Here is a 9,444-nt window from a genome sequence, read left to right as displayed (position 1 = left end):
GTTCGGCGCCCTTGTTGCGCACGTTGCCGACCGCCGTACCGACGGGATGCGCGAGCAGCACGCCGGCCGGTGCGGGACGCAGCAGCGCGGTGAGGTCCGCCGGGTCGGTGGCCGGGTCGATCCAGCGATCCCAGGCGGCGACGGGCAGGATCACCGGGGACCGGTCGTGCAGGAACGAAAGCCCCTCGGCCGCGGTGGTGGTCAGGATCGTGAACGTCGCCAGGGGTTCGTCACCCTTGCGCCAGACCTCGTAGAGCCCGGCGAAGGCGAGGATGTCGCCGGTGGCCGGATGGCCGGCCGGGTACATGTAGAACGGCTGACCCCGGCGGGCTCCCCCACCTGGCCGGAACCACTCGTAGAAGCCGGTGGCGGGCACCAGGCAGCGCCGGGCGGCGTACGCCGAGCGGAACGCGGGTTTGACGGCCACCGCCTCCGCGCAGGAATTGATCATCCGGGCACCGATCGAACGGTCCTTCGCCCAGGACGGGACCAGCCCCCAGGTGGCCAGCCGCAGCACCCGCTCGCCGACCGCAGCGGCGCCGGCTCCGGCGTCGGTGTCAGCGTCGGCGTCGGCGTCAGCTCCGGTGTCGGAGGGCTGCTCGGCGACGACGATCGGCATCGTGGAGGTGGGCGCGACGTTCGTGTTCTCCCGAATGGCTCCGCCGGTCTCGTCGCGCGCGGACATCGCCGCGACCAGATCGTCGGACTTCAGCTTCTGCGTATAACGACCGCACATGCTGTCCGAGTCTCCCAGGCACCTGTGACAGTTCCAGCCCGCCGGCCCCGCACCGTCCGCTCAGGACGGCCAGTCGAACAGCAGCGTGGCTCCCCCGGCCGCGCAGGCCAGCCCGCACAGGCCGAACAGAACGACCCAGAAGGCTCCGGGCAGCCTGGTCAGACGGGCCAACTGGTCGGGGTCGGAATCGGGTGCCCGCCGACGCCGACGCTGGCGCTGCAGTTCGACCAGCGGACGCAACGCCCCGAGCAGCAGGAAACAGGCGATGTAGGTGGCGAAGCCGGCGCGGGCCGTCGCCGGCGCGAACCAGGAGATCACCAGGATCACCGCCGTGCTGACCACCAGCGACAGCACGCCGAACCCGTTGCGGATCACCACCAGCATCGTCAGCAGCAGCGCGACGCACAGCTGCAGCACCAGGCTCGACCGGCCGGCCGCCAACAGTCCGACCGCGCCCAGCCCGATCAGGGACGGCGCGGGATAACCCGCGGCCACCGTCGCGATGACCCCGGGCCCGGTCGGCCGCCCGGAGGAGACCGTGACGCCGGAGGTGTCGGAATGCAGCCGTACCCCGGCGAGGCGGCGACCGCTGAGCACCGCCACCAGCGCGTGTCCGCCTTCGTGGGCGATCGTGATGACATGCCGGGCGACTGGCCACAGCCGGTTGCTCAGCACCGTCAGCGCCGCGAGGACGGCGGCCAGGACCAGCACCCAGCCGGGTGGATTCGGCTGCGCCTCGAAACTGCGCCGAAGGATCTCCATCCAGTTCGCCCCCTCCGACCCGAACGACGACACAACAGTCAGCGAAAGGCCATCATCTCTGGTGGATCGTCCGGTGGGTACGGGGGCCCCGCGTCGGTGCCGGGGTGGGCCGCGGCGGTCTGGCTCCCCGCGCTGGCCACGACCGGACACGACGGTAGGGTCGCAGGCGGGCAGCGCAGCCCGGGGGGCGAAACCTGGCAGGGACTACCCAAGGAGAGACCCGTCCGTGGCGGAATACGTCTACCGGCCGGTCGTCGGCGTGGCGAAGTGCCTGTTCGCGGGCCTGCGCCTGCGGATCGACATGCAGGGTGTCGAGCACATCCCGGCGTCCGGCGGTGCGATCGTGCTGATGAACCACGTGTCCTACCTCGACTTCGCCCTCGCCGGCCTGCCGTTCTGGGCGGCGGGACGCCGGCCGGTGCGGTTCATGGCGAAGAAGGCCGTGTTCGATCACCGGATCGGTGGCCCGCTGATGCGGGGGATGCATCACATCCCGGTCGACCGCAAGGCGGGGGCGGGGTCGCTGCGGGAGGCGTTGCAGGCGCTGCGGGCCGGTGAGCTGGTGGGTGTCTTCCCCGAGGCGACGATCAGCCCGAGTTTCTGCCTTGCCCCGTTCAAGTCGGGCGCCGCCCGGATGGCCGCGAGCGCGGGGGTGCCGGTCATCCCGATGGTGATCTGGGGTAGTCAGCGCGTCCTGACCAAGGGGCGGCCGTTGCGTCCGAGGGAGGCGATCGGCACGCCCATCACGATCACCGTGGGTGAGCCGGTGGCCGCCGCGGAGCTCGCCGACCGGCAGGCCGGAACAGACCTGCTGTACAAGGTCATGACGAACCTGCTCGACACCGCCCAACGGGGCTACCCACGTCCCGGCGCGGGCGAGCCGGACTGGTGGCTGCCCGCGCACCTGGGCGGATCGGCGCCGCCGGTCGAGCCCGCCGACGACGCCGGCTGAGCGGTCACGCCGGCCGCCCACTGGTGGCGGCCTGGCGCTTCGGCGCCGTCGCCCGCCGGTATCGTCCGCCACGGTGATCGCCTTGCGAGGTGGAGCGGCGGAGGTGGTCGAGCGTGCCCGTCGCGGGCTGGGTCCTGCTGGTGACCGTGGCCGTGGCGCTGATCGTCACGGCCACGCTGGTCGACCGCCGTGGCGGTGGACGGGTCGCACTGCGCCGCCGGTTCGGCCCGGAGTACGACCGGGCGGTCGCCGAACTGGGCAGCCGTCGCGCGGCGCATCGCCATCTGCTGGCCGTCGCCGAACGGCGTGACACCCTCACCCTGGTCGCCCTCACCGAGGCGGAGCGGACCGCCTTCGTCCGCCGCTGGCAGGGGCTCCAAAGCCGCTTCGTGGACAACCCGGGCGGGATCACCCGCCAGGCCGACGAGCTGGTCAGCGAGGTGATGCGGGCCCGCGGCTACCCGCAGGGCGATGTCCGCGAGCGCGCCGAACTCCTCGGCGTGGACCATCCCGAACTGGCGCAGGCCTATCGCCAGGCGCACACCGACGCCCAGGCCGGTGCCGACACCGAGAAACTGCGGCAGGCGCTGCTGCGGCTGCGTGACCTGTTCCACCGGCTGCTCGGCCCCGCCCCGACACCTCCCCCGGCCGCCCAGGCGGCGTCCTCACCCGGGCAGCCCAAGCCGTCCAGCGGTTCGGACGGCCCGAAGGACGCTCAGGCCCGGTAACGGTCGGCGAGGGCCCGCGCGCGGGACGGTTGGACGTGGGCCAGGGTCAGGTCCCCGCCGTAGTGGGCGAGGACCCGGTCGTCCATCAGGTGGAACCACAGTGGTGGCAGCCAGGCGGCCACCAGCAGGGTGGCGTAGCCCGCGGGCAGCTGCGGCGACTCGGGGAACGAACGCAGCGTCTGGTAACGCCGGGTCGGATGCGCATGATGATCACTGTGTCGTTGCAGCTGGTAGAGAGCCAGGTTGCTGACCACCGCGTCGCTGTTCCAGCTGTGCCGGGGGGTGACCGGTTCGTATCGTCCGCCCGGCAGGCGGGCCCGGGCGAGACCGTAGTGCTCGATGTAGTTGACCCCTTCGAGCAGGGTCACCCCGACGAGGGCCTGGGCGACCAGGAAACCCAGCACCCCGACGCCGAAGATCGCGCTCAGGGTGCCGTACAGCGTCGCGGTGAGCAGCCAGCCGCGCAGCACCTCGTTGCGCGGCGACCAGACCCGCCGGCCACGCTGGCGCAGCCGGTCGGCCTCCAGCACCCAGGCCGACCGCAGCCCCCCGAACACCGTCCGCGGCCAGAACCGCCAGAAGCCCTCACCGAGGCGGGCGCTGGCCGGATCCCGCGGCGTCGCGACCCGCCGGTGATGCCCACGGTTGTGTTCGACGAGGAAATGACCGTAGCCGGTGGCGGCCAGCATCAGCCGGGCCAGGACCCGCTCGAGCCGGTTCCGCCGGTGGCCCAGTTCGTGGGCGGTGGTGATGCCCACCCCGGTGACGCTGCCGACGGAGAGCACCGCACCGACCCGCGCCAGCACCGACAGGTGCCCCTGCCCCCAGGCGGCGGCGCCCAGAACCAGCGCGATCCCGGCCAGCGGCAGGTACAGATAGGTGCAGCGCCGGTAGTACCGGTCCGCCTCGAGCTGTGCCCGCACGGCCTCCGGCGGATTGACCGTGTCCGGCGGTGACGTGAGATCGAGCAGCGGGACCAGGACGAACACGAACAGCGGGGTGATCCACCAGTGCAACCCGACACCGGTGCGGTGCCACAACCCGTAGCCGACGATGGCCGTCAGCGGGACGACGGTGGCGGTGAGCCACATGTACCGCTTGCCGTCACGCCAGGCGGGACAGTCGGGGACGGTGAGCACAGGGGCGACCACAGGGACCTCCCATTCACCGGGCGCGCCGGCCCACAGCCGGACGCGCCGAGTCGGCCGCGGCGACCGACCCAGGACCACCGGGGGGCGCCGACGGGTCAATCTGCCAGCCCGATCGGTGCGCCGACAACAGGACCTCCACCACATGGCACCCAGGTGGTAGCCGACAGTGGTGGCACCACCGTGCCGCCGCGCAGGTCCCGGTCGATGACCGACTCACCGCCCTGGGTCGGCGGGGTGATGGTGGCCACGCTGATCCTGCCGATGCTGGTCCTGATCACCTACACCCTGCTTCCCCTGCCCGGCCAGGTACGGTTCGGCGCCGGGAACTACGTGCTCGCCGGTGCGCTGTTCGTCCTGAACATCGGCCTGCCCCGCCTGCTGCGCCGCATCCGCCGGCTACGCCGCCGCGGCGGCCAGCGCTGACCTCGGCGGGCGCGTAACAAGCGCCACGATGGGGCTGCCAGCCGACGGTGAGCTGCCACGATGACCAGGTGTCCGCGCTGGTCGTCCTGCTGGTGGGGCTGGTCGCGGGAATCTGCGTCCGACGCCGCTCGCACCCACCGCCTGCGGCCGCGGCGGTGGTGAACACCTGGCTGCTCGACATCGCGTTGCCCGCCCTGGTGCTGCACACGGTGCACCTCGTCGACTTCCCGGACCATCTCGCGCTCGTCGTGGCCGCCCCCTACCTGCTGTTCGCGATCTCCTGCGCGCTCTACCTGTTCGCGGGCCGGCTCCTGCGCCTGCCCCGCCAGACGGTGACCGCCCTGATCGCCGCGACCGCGGTGGCCAACACCAGCTTCGTCGGCTTTCCGATGGTGACCGCGTTCTACGGTGCCGACGATGTGGCGATCGCCGTGCTCGTCGACCAGCTCGGCTCGTTCCTGCTGGTGAACACCGTCGTTCTGGTCACGGTGACGGTCGTCGCCGGGGCGGCGCTGCCCCGCGTGGAGCTGGCGCGCCGGGTCCTGACCTCGCCGGCGCTGCTGGCCCTGGTCGGCGCGCTGCTGCTGCGCCCGGTGACCTTCCCGTCCTGGCTGGACGAGGCGTTGGTGTCCCTCGGCGCCACCCTCACCCCGCTCGCGCTGTTCTCGATCGGGATGCAGCTGGAGGTCCCGGCGGCCCGGCGGTACTGGCGGGAGCTCGTCCTTGGCCTCGGGGTGAAGCTGGTCGTCGCACCCGCCCTCGTCGTCGGCTGCTACGCGCTGGCCGGCGGCCTGGGCAACCACGGTGTGACCATCGCCCTGTTCGAGACGGCGATGCCGCCGATGGTCGCCGGTGCGCTGATCGCCACCCGCCATGACCTGGCCACCCCGCTGCCCAGCCTGCTGGTGGGTGTGGGTGTGCCGTTGAGCCTGCTCACCCTGCCGCTGTGGGCGCTGCTGCTCGGCTCCTGATCCACCCCGCTCGGACGGCTGTCCCGCGACCACCAGAGAAGATCTTGATCGGGGCGAATCTGGTGAGTCGGACAGGCCCACCGTCTAGGGTGGATGACAGGACGATCGCCGACGAATCCGTGGTGTCGGCGTCGCCTGCGTACTCGCGTTCGGGGCGTCGGCGTTGGCGTCCGAGAGGAGTGGGATCTTCGGTGAGTGCGGTGCAGACAGCGACGTTGGCCGACGGTGTGGCCGAGGCCACGACCGGTCCGGCCGGGTACACCCGGCTCGGGGTCATCGGCTGCGGCCTGATGGGGTCCGGCATCGCCGAGGTGGCCGCCCGCGCGGGGCTCGACGTGGCCGTCCGGGAGATCAACGAGGGTGCGCTCGAGGCCGGCCGTAAGCGCCTGACCTCCTCGTTCGACCGGGCGCTGCGCGGCGGCAAGATCAGCGAGTCGGATCGGGACGCGGCGCTGGCCCGGCTGACGTTCACCACCGAACTCGAGGCGTTCGCCGACCGGGACGTCGTCGTCGAGGCGATCGCGGAGAACGAGCGGCTCAAGGCCGAGATCTTCGGCACTCTCGACAAGGTCGTCACCCGCCCCGACGCGATCTTCGCGTCCAACACCTCGTCGATTCCGATCATGAAGCTGGGGGTGGCGACGTCCCGGCCCGAGCAGGTCGTCGGCATCCACTTCTTCAACCCGGTGCCGGTACAGAAGCTCGTCGAGATCGTCCCGTCGCTGCTGACGTCCGAGCGGACCGTGGCCGCCGCCGAGAGCTTCGCCGCCGAGGCGCTGGGCAAGCAGACCATCCGCTCCACCGACCGCGCCGGCTTCGTGGTCAACGCGCTGCTCGTGCCGTTCCTGCTCTCGGCGATCCGGATGCTCGAGGCGGGCCTCGCCGCCGCCGACGACATCGACAACGGCATAGTGCTCGGCTGCGCCCATCCGATGGGTCCGCTCAAGCTGTGCGACCTGATCGGCCTGGACACGATCAAGGGTGTGGCCGACTCGATGTACGCCGAGTTCAAGGAGCCGCTGTACGCCGCGCCGCCGCTGCTGCTGCGGATGGTCGACGCGGGCCTGCTCGGCCGTAAGAGCGGACGCGGGTTCCACACGTACACCCGATAGGACTCCGGCGCCGGGTGCCGGCATCTGATGCCGGGTATCCGGGTCACATCGAGGATCTGACTGCGACCAGCGGGCGGGCTGCCATGAACGCGTCGTTCGACCTTTACCAGCTTCCCGAGGAGCACATCGCGCTGCGGGAGGCGGTGCGTGGCCTCGCCGACAAGGAGATCGCCCCGTACGCGGCGGACGCCGACGAACACGAACGCTTCACCGTCGAGGCGTACGGCGCGCTCGCCCGCGCCGGCTTCGCCGCGGTGCACATCGACGAGGCCTACGGCGGGCAGGGGGCCGACTCGGTCGCCACCTGCATCCTGATCGAGGAGGTCGCCCGGGCCTGCGCGGCGAGTTCACTGATCCCGGCGGTGAACAAGCTCGGCAGCCTGCCGATCATCCTGTCCGGGTCGGAGGCGCTCAAGCGGCTCGTGCTGCCATCACTGGCCAGCGGCGAGGCGATGATCTCCTACGCGCTGTCCGAGCGGGAGGCCGGTTCGGACAACGCCTCGATGCGCACCCGGGCCCGCCTCGACAGTGACCACTGGGTGCTGGACGGCACCAAGGCGTGGATCACCGGTGCCGGCGAGTCGACCTGGTACACGGTGATGGCCGTCACCGACCCGAACGCCACCCGCCGGGTCGACGGCATCTCGGCGTTCGTCGTGCACCGCGACGACCCCGGCTTCGCGGTGGGCACCAAGGAACGCAAACTCGGCATCAAGGGCTCCCCCACCGCCGAGATCCACTTCACCGGCTGCACCATCCCGGCGGACCGGATCATCGGCGAACCAGGCACCGGCCTGCGCACCGCGCTGGCCACCCTCGACCACACCCGCCCGACCATCGGCGCCCAGGCCGTCGGCATCGCCCAGGGCGCGCTGGACGCGGCGCTGGCCTACGTCCGCGAACGCCGCCAGTTCGGCCGGGCCATCGCCGACAACCAGGGTGTGCAGTTCATGCTCGCCGACATGGGCATGAAGATCGAGGCGGCCCGCCACCTGGTGTACGTCTCGGCGGCGCGGGCCGAGCGTGGGGAGAAGGGCCTCGGCTTCGTCTCCGCCGCCGCCAAGTGCTTCGCCTCGGACGTCGCCATGGAGGTCACCACCGACGCCGTCCAGCTCTTCGGTGGCGCCGGCTACACCCGCGACTTCCCCGTCGAACGCATGATGCGCGACGCCAAGATCACCCAGATTTACGAGGGCACCAACCAGATCCAGCGCCTGGTGATGGCCCGGGCCCTGCTCCGGGGCTAGGAACTCGCCGTTCTCCCTGGCAGCAGCCATGATCTGCCCACCTGATCGATCATGGTGGGCCGGCCGCGTTCCCGACTACCACCGGGTGATCATGGCTGCTGCCGAGTGTTTGTGGACATGGCGTGGATTCGATCAAGCAGCGTCGGGCTCGTCGTCGTCCAAGCGTAGGGCCGCTTCGATCCGCCTGCGCGCCGCCTCGTCCTGACCGACGATGCACCGAGCGTAGGTGTGCAGCAGTACCGCGACCGAGTGGCCCGCCCACTGGGCGATTTGTGTCGGGGCTACCCCGGCGTTGAGCCACTCCGACACGGCGGCGTGCCGGAGGTCATACGGACGGCGCGCGAGTGGCGAGGCCGCCTCGGCGGTCGACAGCGCACGCTTCCGGGCCTGACCCCAGACGGTTCGGTGCCGGACCGCCGTGACCGGTCCCCCCATGAGACCCCGGAACAGCCGTCCGTCGGCGGTCGTACCGAACTCGTCCAGATGCCAGAGGTAGAGCTTCACCAGCAGCGGGTGGACGGGGACCTCGCGGGTGTCGCCGACCGCGCGGTGCTTGAGCTGGCGAGCCGCGCGCGTCCCCTCGTCGGTCCACCCCCCGGCCATTTCCGGGTTGTTGCCGACCAGCATCGCCGTGCCCCACGCGCCCTCCTTCTTCGGTAGCCGCAGGTCGGCTTCACGCAGCTCCTGCATCTCGCCAGGTCGCATCGCCGCGTAGTACATCGACCCGTACCAGGCCACGAGGTTCGGGGCGATGGGCCGCACGCCGTTCTCCAGCAAGCGGCGGGCCTGGCGGTGGTTCACGCAGACCCGACGGTCCACCTGCTCGCGTGTCTTCGGCCCCGACCGAGACGACTCCGGCAGCGGGTTGCGGGCCAGGTCTCCCCGTTCAACCGCGTAGGCCAGGCAGGCGCCGAAGGCGACCCGCTTACGCAGCACCGTGTTCGGCGCGGCAGGCTGGCCGTCGAGCCTGCGCGAGAGGACATTCAGGCAGGACCGGATCAGCTCCGGATCGGCCAAGTCCTCGATCGGGCGGGTGTGGTTGGTGAGCCACTGCACCGCCTTCTCCAGCTCGTCTGGTGGTGGGTTCTCCGCCCATCGGCCATCGCCCGCCGGACGGCGGCGGCGCCCGGACTGGAAGGTCCACCCGAACAGGGCCTCGCGGACCAGGGAGGCGATGGCATCCGGCGGGTCGTCGAGGAGCAGCGCCGGTGTGACGGTCGCCAGGGCATCGGCCAGGGCACGCCGGGTGCCGGGGGCGAGCCCCTCATCCCATTTGGCGTCGGCGAAGTCGCGTGCGTGTTCCAGCCAGGTGCGGCGTGACGTCGCCTCGGGTTCGGGCACCGCGGTGCGCAATTCGGAGAC

The 9,444-nt window shown here is 71.5% G+C and carries 10 protein-coding genes; 6 read left to right on the top strand and 4 right to left on the bottom strand.

What is annotated here, in order from left to right; translation table 11 throughout:
- Both G6R24_RS14900 and G6R24_RS14895 read right to left on the bottom strand, forming a co-directional pair.
- Nucleotides 1-736 (bottom strand): SOS response-associated peptidase (locus tag G6R24_RS14900; RefSeq protein WP_163549850.1); only part of this gene is annotated, 736 nt, incomplete at its 3' end.
- Between the two features lie 60 nt (nucleotides 737-796).
- Entirely contained in the window at nucleotides 797-1,498 is a 702-nt protein-coding gene (locus G6R24_RS14895) for a M50 family metallopeptidase (protein ID WP_163549849.1), read from the bottom strand.
- Nucleotides 1,499-1,724: 226 nt separating this feature from the next.
- Between G6R24_RS14895 and G6R24_RS14890 the strand changes: the two genes are divergently transcribed.
- The gene (locus G6R24_RS14890) at nucleotides 1,725-2,450 is read left to right on the top strand and encodes a lysophospholipid acyltransferase family protein (RefSeq protein ID WP_163549848.1); all 726 of its coding nucleotides are present in this window, start codon (nucleotides 1,725-1,727) and stop codon (nucleotides 2,448-2,450) included.
- Nucleotides 2,451-2,563: 113 nt separating this feature from the next.
- Complete coding sequence (locus G6R24_RS14885; RefSeq protein ID WP_163549847.1) at nucleotides 2,564-3,178, top strand: hypothetical protein; 615 nt, start codon at nucleotides 2,564-2,566, stop codon at nucleotides 3,176-3,178.
- Here G6R24_RS14885 and G6R24_RS14880 read toward each other — a convergent pair.
- On the bottom strand, nucleotides 3,166-4,329 hold the full coding sequence (locus G6R24_RS14880) for an alkane 1-monooxygenase (RefSeq protein ID WP_225438553.1): 1,164 nt from the start codon (nucleotides 4,327-4,329) through the stop codon (nucleotides 3,166-3,168). The two genes, G6R24_RS14885 and G6R24_RS14880, sit on opposite strands and share 13 nt — an antisense overlap.
- A gap of 204 nt (nucleotides 4,330-4,533) precedes the next feature.
- Here G6R24_RS14880 and G6R24_RS14875 point away from each other — a divergent pair, with 204 nt between their 5' ends.
- The 4 genes from G6R24_RS14875 (at nucleotide 4,534) to G6R24_RS14860 (ending at nucleotide 8,082) form a co-directional block, all read left to right on the top strand.
- On the top strand, nucleotides 4,534-4,752 hold the full coding sequence (locus G6R24_RS14875) for a hypothetical protein (protein WP_163549846.1): 219 nt from the start codon (nucleotides 4,534-4,536) through the stop codon (nucleotides 4,750-4,752).
- Nucleotides 4,753-4,820: 68 nt separating this feature from the next.
- A complete protein-coding gene (locus tag G6R24_RS14870; RefSeq protein WP_163549845.1) occupies nucleotides 4,821-5,723 on the top strand; it encodes an AEC family transporter in 903 nt (300 codons plus the stop codon).
- A gap of 215 nt (nucleotides 5,724-5,938) precedes the next feature.
- Nucleotides 5,939-6,835 (top strand): 3-hydroxybutyryl-CoA dehydrogenase, encoded by an 897-nt coding sequence (locus tag G6R24_RS14865; protein ID WP_476695821.1) that lies wholly within the window; start codon nucleotides 5,939-5,941, stop codon nucleotides 6,833-6,835.
- An 83-nt stretch (nucleotides 6,836-6,918) separates the two neighbouring features.
- Nucleotides 6,919-8,082 carry an acyl-CoA dehydrogenase family protein gene (locus tag G6R24_RS14860; protein ID WP_163549851.1) on the top strand — a complete coding sequence of 388 codons (1,164 nt, stop codon included), beginning with the start codon at nucleotides 6,919-6,921 and terminating at the stop codon, nucleotides 8,080-8,082.
- 132 nt (nucleotides 8,083-8,214) lie between these two features.
- On the opposite strand, the gene G6R24_RS14855 is transcribed toward G6R24_RS14860, so the two are convergent.
- A partial coding sequence (locus G6R24_RS14855) for a tyrosine-type recombinase/integrase (RefSeq protein ID WP_163549844.1) occupies nucleotides 8,215-9,444 on the bottom strand: 1,230 nt, incomplete at its 5' end.

It is taken from the genome of Candidatus Frankia nodulisporulans (assembly GCF_902806475.1).
Taxonomy (GTDB): domain Bacteria; phylum Actinomycetota; class Actinomycetes; order Frankiales; family Frankiaceae; genus Frankia; species Frankia umida.
The sequence above is the reverse complement of the archived record's forward strand: the minus strand, read 5'-3'. Positions and strand labels throughout refer to the sequence as shown.